At 60.6% G+C, this 18744-nt stretch carries 19 protein-coding genes and 1 pseudogene; 18 read left to right on the top strand and 2 right to left on the bottom strand.

Annotated features, from left to right (window positions below; translation table 11 throughout):
• Nucleotides 1-831: pseudogene (locus AC53L6_RS23225) on the bottom strand ((4Fe-4S)-binding protein); the annotation flags it as partial.
• 391 nt (nt 832-1222) lie between these two features.
• On the opposite strand from AC53L6_RS23225, the gene AC53L6_RS23220 reads away from it, so the two are divergent.
• From AC53L6_RS23220 to AC53L6_RS23145, 16 genes are all read left to right on the top strand, one after another.
• Nucleotides 1223-1756 carry a DUF3305 domain-containing protein gene (locus tag AC53L6_RS23220; protein ID WP_496909561.1) on the top strand — a complete coding sequence of 178 codons (534 nt, stop codon included), beginning with the start codon at nt 1223-1225 and terminating at the stop codon, nt 1754-1756.
• Complete coding sequence (locus AC53L6_RS23215) at nt 1753-2313, top strand: DUF3306 domain-containing protein (RefSeq protein ID WP_496909558.1); 561 nt, start codon at nt 1753-1755, stop codon at nt 2311-2313. Before AC53L6_RS23220 ends, AC53L6_RS23215 begins: the two co-directional genes overlap by 4 nt.
• Nucleotides 2313-2936 (top strand): TorD/DmsD family molecular chaperone, encoded by a 624-nt coding sequence (locus tag AC53L6_RS23210; RefSeq protein ID WP_299210110.1) that lies wholly within the window; start codon nt 2313-2315, stop codon nt 2934-2936. Before AC53L6_RS23215 ends, AC53L6_RS23210 begins: the two co-directional genes overlap by 1 nt.
• Nucleotides 2937-2991: 55 nt before the next feature.
• Nucleotides 2992-3177 carry a twin-arginine translocation pathway signal protein gene (locus tag AC53L6_RS23205; protein ID WP_299210108.1) on the top strand — a complete coding sequence of 62 codons (186 nt, stop codon included), beginning with the start codon at nt 2992-2994 and terminating at the stop codon, nt 3175-3177.
• 176 nt (nt 3178-3353) lie between these two features.
• Complete coding sequence (locus AC53L6_RS23200) at nt 3354-6251, top strand: formate dehydrogenase subunit alpha (RefSeq protein ID WP_496909557.1); 2898 nt, start codon at nt 3354-3356, stop codon at nt 6249-6251.
• 13 nt (nt 6252-6264) lie between these two features.
• Nucleotides 6265-6873, top strand: a complete 609-nt coding sequence (gene fdh3B / locus AC53L6_RS23195) for a formate dehydrogenase FDH3 subunit beta (protein WP_039689579.1) — start codon at nt 6265-6267, stop codon at nt 6871-6873.
• A 146-nt stretch (nt 6874-7019) separates the two neighbouring features.
• Complete coding sequence (locus tag AC53L6_RS23190; protein WP_496909560.1) at nt 7020-8204, top strand: formate dehydrogenase subunit gamma; 1185 nt, start codon at nt 7020-7022, stop codon at nt 8202-8204.
• Entirely contained in the window at nt 8185-9459 is a 1275-nt protein-coding gene (locus AC53L6_RS23185; RefSeq protein ID WP_496909556.1) for a c-type cytochrome, read from the top strand. Before AC53L6_RS23190 ends, AC53L6_RS23185 begins: the two co-directional genes overlap by 20 nt.
• 3 nt (nt 9460-9462) lie before the next feature.
• A complete protein-coding gene (locus AC53L6_RS23180; protein ID WP_299210100.1) occupies nt 9463-9588 on the top strand; it encodes a hypothetical protein in 126 nt (41 codons plus the stop codon).
• Nucleotides 9589-9592: 4 nt separating this feature from the next.
• Nucleotides 9593-10942, top strand: coding sequence for a sigma-54-dependent transcriptional regulator (locus tag AC53L6_RS23175; RefSeq protein ID WP_496909555.1), 1350 nt, complete (start codon nt 9593-9595; stop codon nt 10940-10942).
• 108 nt (nt 10943-11050) lie between these two features.
• Nucleotides 11051-11158 (top strand): pyrroloquinoline quinone precursor peptide PqqA, encoded by a 108-nt coding sequence (pqqA, locus tag AC53L6_RS23170; RefSeq protein WP_076630733.1) that lies wholly within the window; start codon nt 11051-11053, stop codon nt 11156-11158.
• A gap of 14 nt (nt 11159-11172) precedes the next feature.
• Nucleotides 11173-12060 carry a pyrroloquinoline quinone biosynthesis protein PqqB gene (gene pqqB / locus AC53L6_RS23165; protein WP_496909554.1) on the top strand — a complete coding sequence of 296 codons (888 nt, stop codon included), beginning with the start codon at nt 11173-11175 and terminating at the stop codon, nt 12058-12060.
• A complete protein-coding gene (gene pqqC, locus AC53L6_RS23160; protein WP_496909553.1) occupies nt 12057-12803 on the top strand; it encodes a pyrroloquinoline-quinone synthase PqqC in 747 nt (248 codons plus the stop codon). Before pqqB ends, pqqC begins: the two co-directional genes overlap by 4 nt.
• Nucleotides 12800-13078, top strand: a complete 279-nt coding sequence (gene pqqD, locus AC53L6_RS23155; RefSeq protein ID WP_496909552.1) for a pyrroloquinoline quinone biosynthesis peptide chaperone PqqD — start codon at nt 12800-12802, stop codon at nt 13076-13078. The genes pqqC and pqqD overlap by 4 nt, the downstream gene beginning before the upstream one ends.
• Nucleotides 13068-14147: a pyrroloquinoline quinone biosynthesis protein PqqE gene (gene pqqE, locus AC53L6_RS23150; RefSeq protein WP_496909559.1), complete on the top strand. Its 1080-nt coding sequence runs from the start codon at nt 13068-13070 to the stop codon at nt 14145-14147. The genes pqqD and pqqE overlap by 11 nt, the downstream gene beginning before the upstream one ends.
• 8 nt (nt 14148-14155) lie before the next feature.
• Nucleotides 14156-14857: a vWA domain-containing protein gene (locus AC53L6_RS23145; protein ID WP_472729413.1), complete on the top strand. Its 702-nt coding sequence runs from the start codon at nt 14156-14158 to the stop codon at nt 14855-14857.
• Here AC53L6_RS23145 and AC53L6_RS23140 read toward each other — a convergent pair.
• The gene (locus AC53L6_RS23140) at nt 14854-15621 is read right to left on the bottom strand and encodes an ABC transporter permease (RefSeq protein ID WP_496909551.1); all 768 of its coding nucleotides are present in this window, start codon (nt 15619-15621) and stop codon (nt 14854-14856) included. The two genes, AC53L6_RS23145 and AC53L6_RS23140, sit on opposite strands and share 4 nt — an antisense overlap.
• 157 nt (nt 15622-15778) lie before the next feature.
• On the opposite strand from AC53L6_RS23140, the gene AC53L6_RS23135 reads away from it, so the two are divergent.
• Together AC53L6_RS23135 and AC53L6_RS23130 are read left to right on the top strand one after the other, a co-directional pair.
• A complete protein-coding gene (locus tag AC53L6_RS23135) occupies nt 15779-17833 on the top strand; it encodes a 4Fe-4S binding protein (protein WP_496909550.1) in 2055 nt (684 codons plus the stop codon).
• A complete protein-coding gene (locus AC53L6_RS23130; protein WP_299750659.1) occupies nt 17830-18699 on the top strand; it encodes an FAD:protein FMN transferase in 870 nt (289 codons plus the stop codon). The genes AC53L6_RS23135 and AC53L6_RS23130 overlap by 4 nt, the downstream gene beginning before the upstream one ends.
• Nucleotides 18700-18744: the final 45 nt, after the last annotated feature.

Here is an 18744-nt window from a genome sequence, read left to right as displayed (position 1 = left end):
CGGGCAGAGGTCGAGACAGTTGGTGCACCCCGTCTGCTCGGCGCGGGAATGGGCGCAGAGCAGCGGGGTTGTCTTGACGTAGAGCGTCTTTTCGAACGTGCCGGTGAGATGCGAGGCGGCCATGATGGCTGCGGCCACGCCGGGGGCATGGGTCGGTTCGGCCCGCAAGTACCCGTCACGTTTTTCATGGGCCGGAAACAGGGGGGTGTCGGCGCGCAAATCCAGGATGACATCGCATTGCGACACGGCGCCGTCGCGCGGATCGGTCAGGGTGAAGGCTCCGCGCCCGCCCGGTTCTATCTGTTGCAGGGCGTCGATCACCACTTCGAACTGGGCAAAGGCCCCTGAAGCGCGGCGCAGCTTGCCCACCACCACGTCATAGGCGCGGGTGTCGGGAATTTCGGCAGCGTCCGAAAGCAGGACAGTGACGCCAAGATAGTTCTTAAGCTGTTCGGCGGCATCCAGCGCGACGGCGGATGGCCCAAGGATCAGGCACAGCCCCTCGCTGACCACATCCAGCGTTTTTTCCGGCTCGGCGGGCAGCATGGCGTCGGCGATGAGTGCGGACATTTTGGGCAGTTTCGGGGCGGTATCGTCACTCCACCCGGCACGGTCGCGCAGGTCCAGAAAGGGTGGGGCAGGGCGGTCCAACCCCTCTGCCAGCTCCTCGAAAACACGGGCTTCCTGGGTACAACAAAAAACTACATCTGGGTCCGAAAGGGCGGCTTCGGCCTGGGCCAACTGGGTGGTGCAGAGGGCCGAACACGGTGAGCGCACGTCCAAACCCGTGGCATCGGACAGCCCCTTGGCGTCGATGGTCTGGGTGCCCAAACAATCGCATGTTATCAAAGATTTGACCACGTATTCCTCCCTTGCGGCAGGGCTGATTTTCGGCCCCTGTCCACATGCGTCCCGGCGCCAGCCTAGACCTGATTCGTGGTGCTTCACAAACCGTTTTCAAGCAATCGCACCATGCGGAAGGGCATGGAAAACGGCGAAGTGATTCGCGTTTCGGTACACCATCGTATTCCCGAGCGAAACGCTCGAATTAGACATTTAGTCCCTTTGACGCGGCATCCCTTGGACAGGCTGGCCAAACTGCCTTTGCGTCAATGCGATACGGGAAATCCTGCATAAGACACTTCTCGGATGAATTTTTTGGCAGTTTGATGATGGCAAGGGAGGACATAGGGTGATCCGAAACCCCGACCAGTACCAAACCATGCCTCTGGGCGTTGTCTTGCGACGACTGCCTGGCGTGACTCGTTGGGCCTCTTACAGCTGGAAAGCCGTTGCCGTTTTGCCGGGTGCTGGGTCTGCCGACTGGCAGGAGATGCGCCGCGAAGGCGAGGCGGTCGAGTACCATGCGGCCACGCTGCCTTTGGAGTTGCACGGGGCCGAGACCGAGGCGTATCTGCACGGTCTGTCCGCAGCTGAGCCTGCGATCTACGTGGTGATGCGCGAATGCGGGGGCGACCAGCCGCTTGAAGTCGTGCTTGTCACCGCGTCGCCTTATGAGGCGCAGGATTACACTGACAGCGGCGAAGAGATTGTCGAGAAGGTACCAATGCCCGCGGGTCTGATGGCGTGGGTGCAGGGCTTTGTCACCGACTTCCACCAGGACGAAGCGTTCGTCAAACGCAAGCGTGACAAGACGCGCACGGACCTGACGCAGGACGGTATTGGCGATCCGCGCATTGCAACCGCGGCGGACATCTATGCCTCGCCCGCGCGGCAGCGGAGGCGGGTGCATTGAGTTCGGGTCGTGATTTCTGGTCCCGGCGGCGTGCCGAGGTTGAGGCCGAAGAGCAAGCGCTTGAAGCGCATGTTGTTGAGGCCGAAGTTGCCAAGCTGGAAGAACGCCCGGACGAGGAGATCTTGGCAGAGCTGAACCTGCCAGAGCCAGAGGCGTTAGAGAGCGCGGATGCGGTGCGTGACTTCCTCAAGGCCGAGTTGCCTCAGCGCCTCAAGACCCGCGCCTTGCGCCGCTTGTGGCGGTTGAACCCGCTGCTCGCCAATCTGGATGGGTTGGTGGACTACGGTGAGGATTACACCGACGCCGCAACGGTCATCGAGAACATGCAGACCGTCTATCAGGTCGGCAAGGGCATGGTGACCGCGTTCCTTGAGGACGAGGAAGACGAGGCGGAGACCGTGGACGAGGTACCTGCTGAAGAAGAGGTCGAAGAGATTGAGGCCGAGGAGGAGGTGCCGCTGATCGCGTCGGCTGATCCTGTTCCGCTGCCAGATCCGGAACCCGAACCAACCGCAATGCCGCAGCGCCGGATGCGCTTCGCCTTTGATACAGCATAATGGAAGACAAGACCGTGACAGCCGCTGAAGACATTCAAATCGCCGACATGGACCGCGCCCGTGCGGACCTTTACAACTTCCTCGGCGCATTGCTGGCCGGACCGCCGGACGAGATGCTGCTCGCGCAGACGGCTGGGCTGACTGGCGACGATACTGATCTGGGTCAGGCCATCGGCACCTTGTCCAAGCTGGCGCGGGTTACCAAGCCCAAGGCGGCTGAATCCGAATTCAACAAGCTGTTCATCGGCTTGGGCCGGGGCGAGTTGCTGCCCTTTGCCAGCTACTATCTGACCGGCTTTCTCAATGAAAAGCCGCTGGCGCTGTTGCGTCAGGACATGGCCACCAAAGGTATGCAGCGGTCTGAGACCGTGTTCGAACCCGAAGACAGCATTGCCAGCCTGATGGAGATGATGGCCGCCATGATCGTGGGTCGTTTTGGCACACCTGCGGACATCAATGCGCAAAAGCAGTTCTTCAACAAACATATTGGCCCATGGGCCGGACACTTCTTTACCGACCTGGAAGAGGCGAAGACATCGGTCTTCTACACACCTGTGGGCACAGTGGGTCGGATTTTCATGTCTGTGGAGGCGGAAGCCTTCCGGATGAGCGGCGCCGAGTGATCGGCGTCAGAAGGGGGCGGGCAACTGCCCCACAACATCGAGAGGAGACTTGTCGATGAGCAAGAAAGAAGACGGTGCATCGCGCCGCGACTTTCTGAAGCTGGCCTCGACCACAGCGCCGATTGCGGCGGTGGCGGTTGCGACCGGTGCGCAGGCAGAGGCGGCGGAGCCGGATCTGACCTCGGAGAAGATGCAGGATACCGCGCACACGCGCGCGTATTTTGACAGCGCCCGCTTCTGAGCGGCGTGACTTTGCGCGCGCGGTACAGCGCGCGACGGGAGGGAAGGCCGCGCCCGGGAATAAGCCCGGACGAGGCAGGAGATCAGCGACTGGTTGCGTGACGCCCGACTGCTGAGACCCAAAGGAAGCCAAGCGAGTGACCCGCGCAGGCGGGAAGCAAGCAAGGGAGATGCAACATGCTTAGGAAAAAGACCAACGGGGTTGCGCGACGCCCCCAGCGGACAAGTATCCTGACTGAAGCGGCGAATGCTTCGGTAGACCGGCGTGCGTTCTTACGCGGGTCGGGACTGGTGATCGGGGGCTTGTCGGCCATTGCTGCGACAGGCGGGACTGTCACCCAGGCCAGCGCTGCCACGGCGGCAGCGGGCAAGGTAGATTTGAAGAAATCGGTGTGCACGCACTGTTCGGTCGGATGTACGGTCGTGGCAGAGGTGCAGGACGGTGTCTGGACGGGGCAGGAGCCCGGCTGGGACAGCCCGTTCAACCTGGGTGCTCACTGCGCCAAGGGCGCATCGGTCCGCGAGCACGCTCATGGCGAGCGCCGCCTCAAGTACCCGATGAAGAAAGAAAACGGGGAATGGAAGCGCATCAGCTGGGAGCAGGCGATCGACGAGATCGGCGGCGGCATGATGAACATCCGGGACGAAAGCGGCCCGGACAGTGTCTATTGGCTGGGATCGGCCAAGCACAACAACGAACAGGCGTACCTGTTCCGCAAGTTCGCGGCCTATTGGGGCACGAATAACGTGGATCACCAGGCGCGTATCTGTCACTCGACCACCGTTGCGGGTGTTGCGAACACATGGGGCTACGGCGCCATGACCAACAGCTACAACGACATCCATAACTCCAAGGCGATCTTTATCATCGGCGGCAACCCGGCTGAGGCACACCCCGTGTCCCTGCTGCACCTGCTGCGTGCCAAGGAGCAGAACAACGCCCCTGTCATCGTGTGTGACCCGCGCTTTACCCGCACCGCAGCCCATGCGGACGAGTATGTGCGCTTCCGTCCAGGCACTGACGTGGCGCTGGTCTGGGGGATCCTCTGGCACATCTTCGACAACGGTTGGGAGGATCAGGAATTCATCCGCACCCGCGTCTGGGGCATGGACCAGATCAAGGAAGAAGTGGCCAAGTGGACGCCCGAGGAAGTTGAGCGTGTCACCGGTGCCCCCGGTTCGCAGCTCAAGCGCGTGGCCCGTACCATGGCCAACAATCGCCCCGGCACAGTGATCTGGTGTATGGGTGGCACGCAGCACACCAACGGCAACAACAACACCCGTGCCTACTGCGTGCTTCAGCTGGCCCTTGGCAACATGGGCACCAGCGGTGGCGGCACCAACATCTTCCGCGGCCACGACAACGTGCAGGGTGCCACGGACCTTGGTGTTCTGTCCCACACGCTGCCCGGCTACTACGGTCTGTCGGCAGGCGCATGGGGCCACTGGGCCCGCGTTTGGGGTGAAGATCCTGAATGGCTGGCTGGCCAGTTTGCCACGACCACAGGTGTGGATGGCAAGGAAAAGGCGCTGCAGAACCTCAGCGGTATTCCTGTCTCGCGCTGGATCGATGGTGTTCTTGAAGACCCGGACAACATGGACAACCCGAACAAGGTGCGTGCCATGGTTCTTTGGGGCCACGCCCCGAACTCGCAGACCCGCATGGTCGAGATGAAGAAGGCGATGGAACAGCTGGATATGCTGGTTGTCATCGACCCCTTCCCGACCGTGTCTGCCGTGCTGCATGATCGGACCGACGGGGTGTACCTGTTGCCGGCCACGACGCAGTTCGAGACCCGTGGTTCTGTCACGGCATCGAACCGGTCGCTGCAGTGGCGGGAAAAGATCATCGACCCGCTGTTCGAGTCCAAGCCCGATCACGAGATCATCGCGCTGTTCGCACAGAAGTTCGGGTTCCACGATCGCATCTTCCGCAACATCAAGTTGGAAGAGGACGGCCTGACGCCTGAGCCAGAAGACACGCTGCGCGAGATCAATCGCGGCATGTGGACCATTGGCTACACGGGTCAGTCACCTGAGCGGCTCAAGAAGCACATGGCAAACCAGCACACGTTCGATCGGACGACGCTGCAGGCCATTGGTGGTCCGGCAGATGGCGACTATTATGGTCTGCCATGGCCCAGCTGGGGCACGGCTGAGATGAACCACCCGGGTACGCCGAACCTGTATGATATGTCCAAGCCTGTGGCTGAAGGTGGTCTGACCTTCCGCGCGCGCTTTGGCGTCGAACGGGACGGTGACAACCTGCTGGCCGAAGGGGTCTATAGCGTCGGGTCGGAGATTCAGGATGGGTATCCTGAGTTCACGATGCAGATGCTGATGGACCTTGGCTGGGACGGTGATCTGACGGACGACGAACGCGCTGCGATTGATGCGGTCGCGGGTCCCGAAACCAACTGGAAGACCGATCTTTCGGGCGGCATCCAGCGGGTGGCGATCAAGCATGGCTGTGCGCCCTTCGGGAACGCCAAAGCCCGCGCGGTCGTCTGGACCTTCCCCGATCCGATCCCGGTGCACCGCGAGCCGCTGTATACCAACCGCAGGGATCTTGTTGCGGATTATCCGACATACGAGGACCGTCACGCCTACCGGCTGCCGACCTTGTATGCCTCGATCCAGAAACAGGACTTTTCGAAGGACTACCCGATCATCCTCACATCCGGCCGACTGGTCGAATACGAGGGCGGCGGGGACGAGACCCGTTCGAACCCGTGGCTGGCAGAGTTGCAGCAGGACATGTTTGTCGAGATCAACCCGCGTGACGCCAACAATCTTGGTGTGCGGGACGGCAGCCAAGTCTGGGTCGAAGGACCCGAAGGCGGCAAGGTCAAGGTTATGGCAATGGTCACCAACCGGGTGGGCGAAGGCGTGGCCTTCATGCCCTTCCACTTTGGCGGTCATTTCCAGGGTGAGGATCAACGCTCGAAATATCCCGAGGGTGCCGATCCTTATGTGTTGGGTGAAAGCACCAACACCGCCCAGACCTATGGCTATGATTCAGTAACCCAGATGCAGGAGACCAAAGCGACTCTCTGCAAAATCTGGACAGCGTAAGGAGGATTACGACATGGCATTAGGAGGACAGGCGAGAGCCAAGTTCCTATGCGACGCCGAGCGCTGCATTGAATGCAACGCCTGCGTCACGGCTTGTAAGAACGAGCATGAAGTGCCCTGGGGCATCAACCGCCGCCGCGTGGTGACCATCAACGATGGTGATCCCGGTGAACGGTCGATTTCCGTGGCCTGCATGCACTGTTCCGATGCACCTTGTATGGCGGTCTGCCCTGTGGACTGCTTTTACCAGAACGAGGAAGGTGTGGTTCTGCACTCCAAGGACCTCTGCATCGGGTGTGGCTATTGCTTCTACGCGTGCCCCTTTGGCGCGCCGCAATTCCCGCAGGCTGGCAACTTTGGTTCCCGCGGCAAGATGGACAAATGTACATTCTGCGCCGGTGGGCCCGAGGAAACCCACTCGACCGCGGAGTTCGCCAAGTACGGCCGCAACCGGATCGCAGAGGGCAAGCTGCCCATCTGCGCCGAGATGTGTTCTACCAAGGCGCTCTTGGCCGGGGATGGCGACGTGGTGTCGGCCATCTACCGCGAACGCGTCGTGGCGCGCGGTTTCGGCTCAGGTGCTTGGGGTTGGGGATCAGCTTACGGTCGTCAGGACGGCTGATCCACATCGACAAGACGGAAGGCGCGATACGCAATCGCGCCTTCTGATTCCGGGTGCGGATTTCTAAAATCTGCCCTGAAACTTACAAAGTTTCCGTTCCGTTTTCTTTCGAGGAAGACGGTTCCTTGCACCAATCGAGGACGATGATGCGAACCCTTCTGATTGCGATTACAGCATTGTTTTTGGCTCTGCCCGCCATGGCACAGGACACGGCACCAACGCCGGACCGGTCCGCCACGGGTGGAGCGCAGACGCTTGAAGACATCATGGCCCGTCAGCGCGGAGAAGAGGTTGCACCCAAGACCGGGGATGCTGCCGGAAACGCGCGCGACCTGACGGGCCAGCTTGGCACATTGGGTGGCGCGTCTGATCCTGACTTGTGGCGTGCGCTGCGCTATGGATCGGCAGACATTACGGTGTCTGCAGGGGGGGAGGTTGCAACCGTCCTTGTGCAGGATGGTGGCATGGCGTGGCTGGAGTTCCGCAAGGGACCGCTGGCCAAATACGGTGGCTATCTGCTTTTGGGCACCATCGCGCTGTTGATCGTGTTCTTTGTCCTGCGGGGTCGCATCAGGCTGGACTATGAAAAGACTGGGCACACCGTCACCCGCTTTAAGACCTTCGAGCGTGCGGCTCACTGGCTTTTGGCTGGATCGTTCATCCTGCTGGGCATCACCGGTTTGCTGACCCTGTTTGGTCGGATGTTCATCGCGCCGTACATCTCGAAAGAGTTCAATGCGACCCTGCTGATGGCGTCAAAATACATTCACAACAACGTCGCCTGGGCCTTTATCGTGGCGCTGGTTGCTGTGTTCGTGATGTGGGTCTGGCATAATATTCCCAACCGCACCGACATCACGTGGTTTGCGCAAGCGGGCGGTATCGTGGGGTCCAAGCACCCGCCGGCCAAGAAGTTCAACGGCGGTCAAAAGATCATCTTCTGGTCGGTGATCCTGTTGGGCGGCTCGATCTCGCTGTCGGGGGTTTCGCTGCTATTCCCCTTTGACTTCCCGATGTTCATGAAGACCTTTGACCTGATGCGCAGTGTCGGGATCGAGAGCTTGCCCATCTATGGCCCGTTGCCCACGGCAATGGCCCCGCATGAAGAGATGCAATACGCACAAGCGTGGCACGCCATCGTTGCTTTTGTCCTGATGGCGATCATCATTGCCCACATCTATATCGGCTCGGTGGGAATGGAGGGCGCTTATGACGCCATGGGATCAGGTGAGGTGGACGAAGCCTGGGCCCGGCAGCACCATTCGCTGTGGCTGGAGGAGCTGGAGGCAAAAGGCAAGGCGGCCCCCAAAGATGCGACGCCTGCTGAGTAGCCTGTTCCTGTGCATCGCGCTGCCCGCCGGGGCGCAAGAGTTCACCACATATAAAGGGCATGGTGGGCCGGTCATGGGGCTTGTCGTGACCGAAGATGGCACGCTTGCCTCAGCCAGTTTCGACAACTCCGTCGGGGTTTGGAACGGCCAAGCGCCGGAATGGTTGGAAGGGCATGATGCCGCCGTGACGGCGCTTGCTGAAGATACGACCGGTGCACTGGTGACGGGCGGCGATGATTTCGCCGTATGGCACTGGGGCGACAGCCCGCGCAAGATCGGGCAGCACAAGGGCAAGGTGACATCGCTTGCGGCGTCCCCCGATGGTTCGGTGATCGCTGCCGGGTCGTGGGATGGTGATATCGTGCTGTGGCCTCTGGCGGCAGGAGAGGCGGAGACGCTGCCCTATCCCGGTGCCGGGGTGAATGCGGTGGCGTATTCGGCCGATGGTGCGTTCCTGTATGCCGCGACGTCCAAGGGCGATGTTTTGCGCTATGACATGGCGACCCGAGACACGCCGCGCCCGTTGGTACGCCATGGATTTGGCGTAAACCGCCTTGTTGTGGGGGACGGCTGGCTCGCCTATGGCGCGGTCGATGGCGGTACGCGCGTCATTGATGCCGATACGGGCGAAGCGCGGCATGACTTCACCCTCGACCGCCGTCCGATCCTGTCGATGGAACTTCACGCGTCGACCGGACAACTGGCCATCGGCGATGGTGAGGGCCATATCATGGTGGTCGACACCAACAACTGGCAGATCACGCGCGACTTTCGCGCGATGCGGCAGGGGCCGGTTTGGGCACTGGCTTTTTCGGAGGATGGCACCGTGATCCATGCCGGTGGCATCGACGATGTTATCTATGCTTGGCCCGTGGCGCTGCTGGACACCTATGATCCGGCGGGCGGCGATACGCGCAGCTTCCTGCGCGACGCTGACACGATGAGCAATGGCGAACGGCAGTTCATGCGCAAATGTTCGATCTGCCATAGTCTTGAGAACGGGCCGTCGCGCAAGGCGGGACCAACCCTGCATGGCGTGTTCGGGCGCAGGGCAGGGGTCGTGCCCGGCTATCGGTACTCGCCAACGCTCGACGGGTCTGCGATTGTCTGGGACGACACGACCATCGATGCCCTCTTTGACGAGGGTCCCGATCATTATATCCCCGGGTCCAAGATGCCGATGCAGGTGATCGCCGGGGCGCAGGATCGGGCGGACCTGATCGCCTTTCTGCGGACGGCCACACAAAAGGAGTGAACCATGAAAGCCATGATGCTGGGCTTTGCCGCATTGATCGTGATTTCCGTGGGCTCGTATTTCGCGCTGCAAGAATTGGGTTTTTCATCCGAGACCCGTGGTTCAGGCGATGCCGTGAGGTTGGACTGATCTCATGAACGCGCCCCACAAATCCACACCGGACATCTATGGCACGTCTTTGGCCGGTGCCTCTATCCTGGTGATCGATGATGAGCCGGGGATGCGCCATTTCCTGACCAAGACGCTTGAAACGCGGGTAAAGCGTGTGGACGCTGTGGGGTCGCCTGCGCAGGCAACCAAGGCACTGGATGAGGCGCAATATGATCTGGTGATCATCGACAACCTGATGCCGGGCGGCACTGGGCTGGACTGGATGACCGAGCAAAAGCGCAAGGGCTTGTTTGCTGACGCGATCCTGATCACGGCCTATGCCGATCTTGAGACTGCCATCGCGGCGTTGCGTGCGGGCGTCAGCGACTTCGTGTTGAAACCCTTCCGCGCCAACCAGATCCTGAGCGCCGTGGCCCGCACGCTGGATCGCAAGTATCTGCAGCGCGACAACACCCTGCTGCGCCGCGAGCTTTCCAGCGGCAACGGGCATGGCAAGTTGCTGGGCAACTCCGAACCGATGGAAGACGTGCGCGCGATACTGTCGCGGCTGGCACCCTTGCCGACACCTGTGCTGTTCACCGGGGCCAGTGGCACGGGCAAGGAAATGGCTGCCCGCCATTTGCACGACCTGTCGGATCGGGCGGATGCGCCCTTTGTCCCTGTGAACTGCGCAACGATCCAGCCTGATCGCTTTGCAGAGGAGCTGTTCGGTGTGGTTGAGGCGGAGGACCGTTTGAAACCAGGGCTGCTGCTGCTCGCCGATGGTGGCACGCTGTTGCTCGATGAGATCGCGCAGATGCCTGAAACGGTGCAGGCTGCGCTGCTGCGTGTATTGGAAGACAAGAAGGTGCGTCCGGTCGGGGCGGAGCGCGAAATCCGGCTGAACGTGCGCTTTCTTTTTGCCACCAATGACGACATCGAGGCTGCTGTAGAGGCGGGCCGGTTTCGGGCGGACCTTTATCATCGCATCCACGTGGTCAAGATCCACATGCCGCCACTCAAGGATCGGATGGAGGATATTGTGGAACTGGCAGCCCATTTCATGGAGCAGTTTTCTGCGTCCCTGGCCATGCCCTCGCTGGATCTGGATGAGGAAACGCTGCTTAAACTGCGCCGCTATAGCTGGCCCGGCAATGTGCGGGAATTGCGCAACCTTATCGAACGCTCGGTCATTTTGGGCGCGCTCCCCGAGGAGTTTTCGGGTGGGGGCAGTGTCACCGGCGCGCAGGCCATCGAGAATCTGGACCTTGTGGTGCAGCGCCACATCCTGCGGATGCTGGACCTGTGTGGCGGCAACCGGGCAGAGGCCGCGCGCCGTCTTGGCGTGTCGCGTAAGACGATCGACCGAAAGATGGCTGCTTGGTCGGGCTGACCGATTGAGCAATCGTGATCCGTGCCGACCGCGACGTAGGGCTAAAGTCGCATATATAGCTAGTTAGCAGGACGCTATCGTATCCAGGCAATAGAGGAGGAATGCGCAATGGCATGGACAAAACCCAAGGCACGCGAAGTGAAGTGCGGCATGGAAATCAACATGTATGGCCCGGGCGAAGACGATGATCGTGGCGCTGAGCGCGACGTAATCTAAGCCACTTTCATTACATGAGGCTGATTGTTCTTGGGGCAGCCGCCGGAGGGGGGCTGCCCCAATGGAATTGTGGCTGCCGCAATTGCACTGATGCCCGTGTGGGGGTGATCCCGCGCATGACCCAATCTTCTGTCGCTGTGTCGCTGGATGGGCAGTCTTGGGTCGTTCTGAATGCGTCGCCGGATATCCGTGCACAGGTGGATGCGTGCCCGCAGATGCACCCGCCTGCGTTGCGCGGGTCACCGATTTCCTCGGTGGTGCTGACGAATGGCGATATCGACCATATCGCCGGGCTTTTGACCTTGCGGGAGAAGACGGCATTTGATGTCTACGCGACCTCTTCAGGGCTCGACATCCTGCGCAGCAATTCGGTCTTTGGGGTGTTGGACCCGGACCTTGTGGCGCAGCACGCTGTGTCGCTTGAGGTGCCCTTTGAACCCTTGCCCGGATTGACAGTGACGCCCTTTGCCGTGCCGGGGAAGGTAGCGTTGTTCCTCGAAGGGGACACGCTCAATCTCGAAGAAGTTGGCGAGCAAACCGTCGGACTGTTGTTGGACAGCGGGTCGGCGCGTGTCGCTTACATCCCCGGATGCGCGGCGATCCCTGATTGGCTGATCGATCGTCTTGGCGGGGTGGACCTGCTGCTGTTTGACGGCACTGTATGGAACAATGACGACATGCAACGGACCGGAACTGGAGAAAAGACGGGGGCCCGGATGGGCCACGTGCCGTTGAACGGTGAGCTGGGCAGCCTTACCCGCCTGTCAGAGGTGGGCGGGCGCAAAGTGTTCATTCACATCAACAACACCAACCCGCTTCTGCAACCTGACAGCGCCGAGCGTGCCGAGGTTTTGGGCAAGGGATGGGAGATTGCCTTTGACGGGATGGAGGTCACATTATGACAGATCAACCCGACAGCCCGGAGGTGTTCGAGGCGCGGCTGCGTGCTGTTGGGGATGCGCAGTATCACGACAAGCATCCGTTTCACCACTTGCTGCATTCCGGTGGGTGCACACCGGATCAGGTGCGCGCGTGGGTCATCAATCGTTACTACTACCAGACACGCATCCCGATGAAGGATGCAGCATTCATGTCGCGCGTGTCCGATCCCAACCTGCGTCGGGCGTGGCGGTCGCGGATCGAAGATCATGATGGCTCTGCGCCCGGTGAAGGGGGCATTGCGCGGTGGCTGAAGTTGGCCGAGGGCGTGGGGTTGGACCCCGACTATGTCGCGTCCGAGGTGGGGATATTGCCCGCCACCCGCTTTGCCGTGGATGCCTATGTGCGCTTTGTGCGGGATGAACCGCTGCTGCCTGCCGTGGCTTCTTCGCTTACCGAACTGTTCGCTCCAGCCATCCACAAGAACCGGATTGCTGGGCTTTTGGAGCACTATGACTTCGCGAATAGCGAAACGCTGTCCTATTTCCAGAACCGGCTGACCGAAGCACCGAAGGATGTGGCCTTTGGTCTGCAGTGGGTGATGGGCCATGCAGTCACGAAGGCGGATCAGGATGCGGCTGTGCGCGCCCTGACCTTCAAGACCGAAGTGCTGTGGGCACAGCTGGACGCGCTCTGGTCGGCCTATGTTGAACCGAGGCGCATTCCGCCCGGAGGGTGGCAACCGGGTGAGGGGCTGGCGTCATGACCGGGGCCGACGTACCCTTTTTGCCGCGCGGTGTGCGCACGCAGTTTGATGCGGTGCGCAAGGTTGATGTGCTTTTGGGACCGGAGCGGGTTCTGGTGTTGGACCAGGTTGGGACAGCGGTGCTGGATCGTCTGGACGGGGCGGCGAGCCTTGATCAGATCTCGGCCGATTTGTCGGCGATTTATGACGCGCCGGTGGACGTGATCGCGCCGGATGTCATCGCGTTTGTCGTGGATTTGCGGGACAAGGGGATGGTGCATGTCCATCCGCGTTGATCCCCCCATGGCGATGCTGGCCGAGCTGACGCATCGCTGTCCGCTGGCCTGTCCCTATTGTTCGAACCCGACCGAGTTGCTTGCGAAGGAAACGGAGCTGAGTACCGAGGCATGGGCGGACACCTTCAATCAGGCGGCAAAGCTGGGCGTATTGCAGTTACACTTGTCGGGGGGTGAACCAGCCTCGCGGCGCGATCTGGTTGAACTGGTTGCCGCCGCGCGTGAGGCAGGATTGTACACCAACCTCATTACGTCCGGCATCGGGTTGACCGAACGCCGCTTGCAGGCGTTGGACGAGGCTGGATTGGACCACGTGCAGCTATCTTTGCAGGGCGTGACCGCAGCCATGGCGGACCGGATCGGCGGGTACAAAGGTGGGTTTGACCGCAAGATGCATGTGGCCGAGGTGATCTCGGATATCGGCTTTCCCTTGACCCTGAATGCGGTGATGCATCGCGAGAACCTAGATGATCTGCCTGCGACGATTGACATGGCGCTGCGCTTGGGCGCGCGACGGATCGAGATTGCCTGCGTTCAGTTTCAGGGCTGGGCGTTGGTCAATCGTGCCGCCTTGCAGCCGAGCCGGGCGCAGGTGGACGCCGCCAAGAAAACCGTTGCGCGGGCGGTGGAGGCATTGCGGGGCCGATTGGTGATCGATTTTGTGCCGCCCGATTACTATTCGGATTTCCCAAAAGCGTGCATGAATGGCTGGGGTTCGACTGGGTTGAACGTCACCCCAAATGGAACCGTTTTGCCCTGCCACGCGGCAGAAACGATACCGCATTTACAGTTCGACACTGTGACTGAACGGAAGCTGCACGACATCTGGTACGATGGCGCAGCTTTCAATGCCTATCGCGGGACGGACTGGCTGCCTGAGCTGTGTCAGGGATGCGAACGGCGGGACATCGATTTTGGTGGCTGCCGTTGTCAGGCGATGGCGGTGCTAGGTGATGCGTCGGCGCCCGATCCGGTGTGTCGAAAATCGCCCGGACGCACGGCGTTGAACGCGCTGTTGACTGAAGAGGTGCAAGAGGTTGAAGCGCCGGAGTTCGTATTTCGTCGGTAGGAGGGACCATGCGACGAAAAAGTCAAAGAGCTATTGCGGCAGCGGGTATCGCTGCCGTGCTGATGTCCAGTGCGGCCCATGCGGACTGTACCGAAGATGCGATGATTGTGTTTGATGGCTCCGGGTCCATGGCCGAGATGGGCTTTAACCAGATCAATGAGCCCCGAATTTTTGAAGCCCGTCGCGCGGTGCGCACGGCTATGCCGCAGGTGGCGCCGTTTCGGCGGATTGGCCTGATCATCTACGGTCCCGGCGGGGCGGGTGGTGCCGGTGAGTGTTCCGGTGTCGACCTGCGGTTCGGCCCTCGCGCAGATGCTGCCGACGCCGTGATAGCCGCGGTAGACACTCTGGAGCCCGAAGGCAGGACGGCGTTGACCGAAGCAGTGACTATGGCGGCTGAAACGCTTGGGTCACCGACCCAGCCCGGGACTGTGGTTCTGGTCACCGATGGTCGTGAAACCTGTGGCGGGCAGACCTGTGCGCTGGCCAATCAGCTGATGGGCACGGGCCTGACCGTCCATGTGATCGGCTTTAAGGTCAGGGGTGAGCATTTTGGTTGGGAAAGTCAGGGGCAGACAGATTACCAGACGTCGGTCAGTGGGGCCAAGTGCCTCGCCACGCAGACCGGTGGGGAGTATGTGAACACCGAAACCGTGGATGAACTGGTTGCAGCTATGACCCGTACTCTTGGTTGCAAGCTGCTGTTCTAGCCGGGTGCCGATTGTCGCCACCGCGTTGCGCGCTCCTCCATCATGCGGAGCAGGGTGAATTCCAAAAGCAGCATGAAGGCCACGAAGCTGAGCGCGTAAGCCAGCACGTAGCCGGTTTCGAACAGTTGGAAATAGAGATGGATTTGGAAGCCAATCCCGTTGCTGCGCCCCAGAAACTCGACCACAAGCACGATCTTCCAGATGATGGCGAGGCCGTTGCGGATGGAACTGGCAATATAGGGCCAAAGCTGCGGGACAATGACGTGCCGCAGTTGGGCGCCGCGGCTCATGCGGAACACGCGCGCCATGTCGCGCAGCTTGGGGTCCAGTGCTTGTACCCCTTCGCGGATTGATACGGCCACCATGGCCGTTTTGTTCAAGGCAACGGCGGTGATTGCGGCCACCTCGTTCAGGCCGATCCAGAGGTAGCACAGTACAATGACCACCAGAGCAGGGACATTGAGAAGTACGACCAGCCATGGGGAAAACCAGCGATTGATGGTGGTGTTCACGCCCATGAAAAAGCCGATGGCGCAGCCGAACCCCATGGCGAGCGAGAAGGCTGCTGCAACGCGCAAAAGCGTTGCGGTGAAGTGGAGCTGCAACTCTCCTCGGGCCAATTCGTCCGTGAAGATGCCCCATACCTGGTTGGGTGCGGGCAGAACGCTGGGGTCACTTCCAACCCATGCCGCTGCCCACCACAGGGCCAGCATGGCCAGCAGCGATAGCACGAGCGTTTTGGCGTCGAAGCGGGTGTCGGTCATGGGCCGAGCCTGTCACAAATATGATCGTGCCCAAAGTTATTTGGGCTGCGGTCATACCTTAGTCGCATAGGGTCGCGGCATCAGCCGTCATAGGCTGCCCGGGATGTCAGTGATCAAGCCCATAACCTCTTTGCTGCTGTCTGCCATTCTGTGGTGTATGGCCACGATTCTGACCGTTGCCGAACCGCTGAGCCGCGACGTGATCGCCCCCTATATCGTGCCGCCCATGTCCTTGGGTGATCAGATCAATGAACAGGGGGTTTGGCAGCTTTTGAATTCGGGTGGGGCCGAAGCTGGTTACGTGTTCGAGACGGAGCCGATGGCACCTTTGCCCGGCTTCTCCGGGGCTGCGATCAACCTGCTTGTCGTGCTTGATCTGGACGGTCGCTTTCTGGATGTGCAGTTGATTTCGCACAACGAACCGATCTTTGTTTCTGGCCTGCCGGAAAAGCTGTTTTATGACTTCTTCAAGCAGTACCGGGGGCATTCGATTTCGGACACGCTGGTGGTCGGATCGCCATACGGTGCGGGCAGCGAGGGGTCGGCGCTGGTCTATCTGGATGGTGTGACCAAAGGGACCGCATCGGTTCGTATTGCGCACGAGAGCATCCTGGCGGCTGCCTTGCAGGTGGCACGTGAAAAGATGGGCGGGATTTCGACGGGGCCGCCGGCTTACCCGAACACCGAATACAGCGAAGATCTGACGTGGGAAGACTTGATCACCGAAGGAATAGTGACCCGTAAGGTGGTCACAAACGCCGAGATGGATGTCGCATTCGAAGGCACGCTTTGGGAGGATGATGACCCAGAGGCCAAGGATGATCCTGATGGCGCTTACTTGGACCTTTGGGTTGTCGACATTGGCGCGCCGTCGATTGCCGAAGCAGTCTTGAGCAATAGCAGCTTTGAAGAATTGCAGGGCTTCATGGAGATTGCCGACACGGACGAACCTGTGCTGGTGATCGAGGCCGCGCGGCACGGGTTGGTAACGGACGAGTTTGTGCGCAACACGGCCCCCAATCTGATCAGTGCAGAGCAGGGCGGCTTTCCCATCGCTTTTCGTGACAGTGACATCTACGTGGAGCTGAATGATGCGCTGCCCAATGACTTGCACAATGCCGTCTATGACGGGGCCGCTTTGATCCTGCGCACGGACCGGCGTTTGGGCTTTGACCCGACCTCTGATTGGGTGCTGAAGGTCAAGGCATTGCGCGAGCACGGGTCGTTCCAACCTGAGATCGGGTCGGTGACACTGGACGTGCCGCACGTGACGCCCGAGCGGTTCTATGCCCGGCCTGAGATCGTGAAACCTGCGCCACCCTGGGTCGATGCGTTGCGCAACCGGGCCGTTGATCTGATTGTGCTTGGGGTGTTTCTGGCCGGCCTCGTCGTTTTGCTCCTTTTGGGGACGAACCGGCTGGCTGCACATCCATGGTTCACGCCGCTTCGGCTGGCCATTCTGGTCTTTGTCACCGGTTTCATCGGCTGGTGGGGGCAGGGCCAGCTTTCCATTGCCACGCCCTTGGCCGTTGCCCGGACTGCGCTGGACGGGGGAAGCTATGCGTTTCTTCTGTATGATCCGTTTTCCCTTGTGATCTGGGGGGTGACCATTGTTGGCTTTGTGCTGTGGGGCAGGGGGTTGTTCTGTGGCTGGCTCTGTCCCTTTGGCGCGCTGCAAGAGTTCGCGCATCATCTGGGGCGGTTTCTGCATTTGCCACAGATTGAGCCGAATGCGTACTGGGATAACCAGTTGAAGAATCTGAAATACGTCGTGCTTGCGTCACTCGTGATGTTGTTATTCACGGTACCAGCGGCATTGGACAAGGCCATCGAAGTGGAGCCGTTCAAGACAGCCATCACCACGTTTTTTGTGCGTGAGTGGTACTATGTCGCCTATGCGGTTGGCCTCCTGGTTCTTTCCATGGTGCTGTTCAAGGGGTTTTGCCGGTATCTGTGCCCGCTGGGGGCTGTCATGGCGATTGGTGGTTTGGTGCGGGGACGCGACTGGATTGCGCGGCGGGCCGAATGCGGGTCGCCATGCCAGCTTTGCAAGGTCAAGTGCAGCTACGGCGCGATCAAGAAGACGGGCGAAATCCAGTACTCCGAATGCTTCCAGTGTCTGGACTGCGTGACGATCCATGACGATGAGAGCCAGTGTGTGCCGCTGATCCTGGCGGCGAAGGGACGCAAATTGCAGGTGGCCGCAGAATGATGAAGCGTCGTCGTTTTCTAGCTATTGCGGCCAGTTTCGCTGCCACGCCAGCGATTGCGCAGCGCACCGGTTGGACAGGACACGCCTTTGGCGCAGAGGTGTCGATTGAACTGCGGGGGCCCTCCAATGAGTCTGGCCCGGCCCTGCGGCACGTACAGGCGTTGATAGCGGAGGTTGAGGGGCTGTTCTCGCTCTATGATCCCGGGTCAGACCTTGTGTTGCTGAACGGGAAGGGTATGCGGAATGTGCCGGCGCGTTTCGAAACCCTGATGCGGATCGCGGATCAGGCGCACCACCTGACCGACGGGTTGTTCGATCCGACCGTTCAGCCGCTTTGGCAGGCTCTGGCAGAGGGTGGGAACGTTGCGGGTGCGCGTCGTTTTGTCGGTTGGGATCGTGTGACGATGCGCGGCAACAGGGTGCAGCTTGGGGCCGGGCAGGCGCTGACTTTCAACGGCATTGCGCAAGGGTTCGCGACGGATTTGGTGTCGGACATGCTGCGCGATCGCGGCTTTGAGCGGACGTTGGTCAACATTGGGGAACATCGTGGGTCGGGCGGCCCTTGGCGGCTGGGGCTTACCGACCCTGTCCATGGTCGGCTGGCGATGCGAACAATCGAAAACATGGCAGTTGCAACATCAAGCCCCATGGCGACGCCGGTGGGACTGAGCGGCCACATCGTACACGCCGTACAGACCCCACGTTGGTCAACTGTGTCGGTCGAGGCTGAGACGGCAACCATGGCCGACGCGCTGTCGACCGGTTTGGCGTTGGGTGATCTGGAATTGGCGGAACGGGTGCGTGGGGCGAAGGGGGTTCACAGGATCACCTTGATTGATCCGGGGGGAGACTTGATCACACTTTGACGACACAAACGAAAAGGGCGGGGATGATCCCCGCCCTTCGTCTTT

Source organism: Tateyamaria sp. LSS28, assembly GCF_059611725.1.
Note: the sequence above shows the minus strand (reverse complement) of the source record. Positions and strands in the feature narration are given on the sequence as shown.

Excerpts from the sequence above, each read along its gene's own strand:
- AC53L6_RS23220 (WP_496909561.1), top strand. The coding sequence starts at position 1,223 with ATGCCTCTGGGCGTTGTCTTGCGACGACTGCCTGGCGTGACTCGTTGG.
- AC53L6_RS23210 (WP_299210110.1), top strand. The coding sequence starts at position 2,313 with ATGGAAGACAAGACCGTGACAGCCGCTGAAGACATTCAAATCGCCGAC.
- AC53L6_RS23205 (WP_299210108.1), top strand. The coding sequence starts at position 2,992 with ATGAGCAAGAAAGAAGACGGTGCATCGCGCCGCGACTTTCTGAAGCTG.
- AC53L6_RS23200 (WP_496909557.1), top strand. The coding sequence starts at position 3,354 with ATGCTTAGGAAAAAGACCAACGGGGTTGCGCGACGCCCCCAGCGGACA.
- fdh3B (WP_039689579.1), top strand. The coding sequence starts at position 6,265 with ATGGCATTAGGAGGACAGGCGAGAGCCAAGTTCCTATGCGACGCCGAG.
- AC53L6_RS23190 (WP_496909560.1), top strand. The coding sequence starts at position 7,020 with ATGCGAACCCTTCTGATTGCGATTACAGCATTGTTTTTGGCTCTGCCC.
- AC53L6_RS23185 (WP_496909556.1), top strand. The coding sequence starts at position 8,185 with ATGCGACGCCTGCTGAGTAGCCTGTTCCTGTGCATCGCGCTGCCCGCC.
- AC53L6_RS23180 (WP_299210100.1), top strand. The coding sequence starts at position 9,463 with ATGAAAGCCATGATGCTGGGCTTTGCCGCATTGATCGTGATTTCCGTG.
- AC53L6_RS23175 (WP_496909555.1), top strand. The coding sequence starts at position 9,593 with ATGAACGCGCCCCACAAATCCACACCGGACATCTATGGCACGTCTTTG.
- pqqA (WP_076630733.1), top strand. The coding sequence starts at position 11,051 with ATGGCATGGACAAAACCCAAGGCACGCGAAGTGAAGTGCGGCATGGAA.
- pqqB (WP_496909554.1), top strand. The coding sequence starts at position 11,173 with ATGAGGCTGATTGTTCTTGGGGCAGCCGCCGGAGGGGGGCTGCCCCAA.
- pqqC (WP_496909553.1), top strand. The coding sequence starts at position 12,057 with ATGACAGATCAACCCGACAGCCCGGAGGTGTTCGAGGCGCGGCTGCGT.
- pqqD (WP_496909552.1), top strand. The coding sequence starts at position 12,800 with ATGACCGGGGCCGACGTACCCTTTTTGCCGCGCGGTGTGCGCACGCAG.
- AC53L6_RS23145 (WP_472729413.1), top strand. The coding sequence starts at position 14,156 with ATGCGACGAAAAAGTCAAAGAGCTATTGCGGCAGCGGGTATCGCTGCC.
- AC53L6_RS23140 (WP_496909551.1), bottom strand. The coding sequence starts at position 15,621 with ATGACCGACACCCGCTTCGACGCCAAAACGCTCGTGCTATCGCTGCTG.
- AC53L6_RS23135 (WP_496909550.1), top strand. The coding sequence starts at position 15,779 with ATGGCCACGATTCTGACCGTTGCCGAACCGCTGAGCCGCGACGTGATC.
- AC53L6_RS23130 (WP_299750659.1), top strand. The coding sequence starts at position 17,830 with ATGATGAAGCGTCGTCGTTTTCTAGCTATTGCGGCCAGTTTCGCTGCC.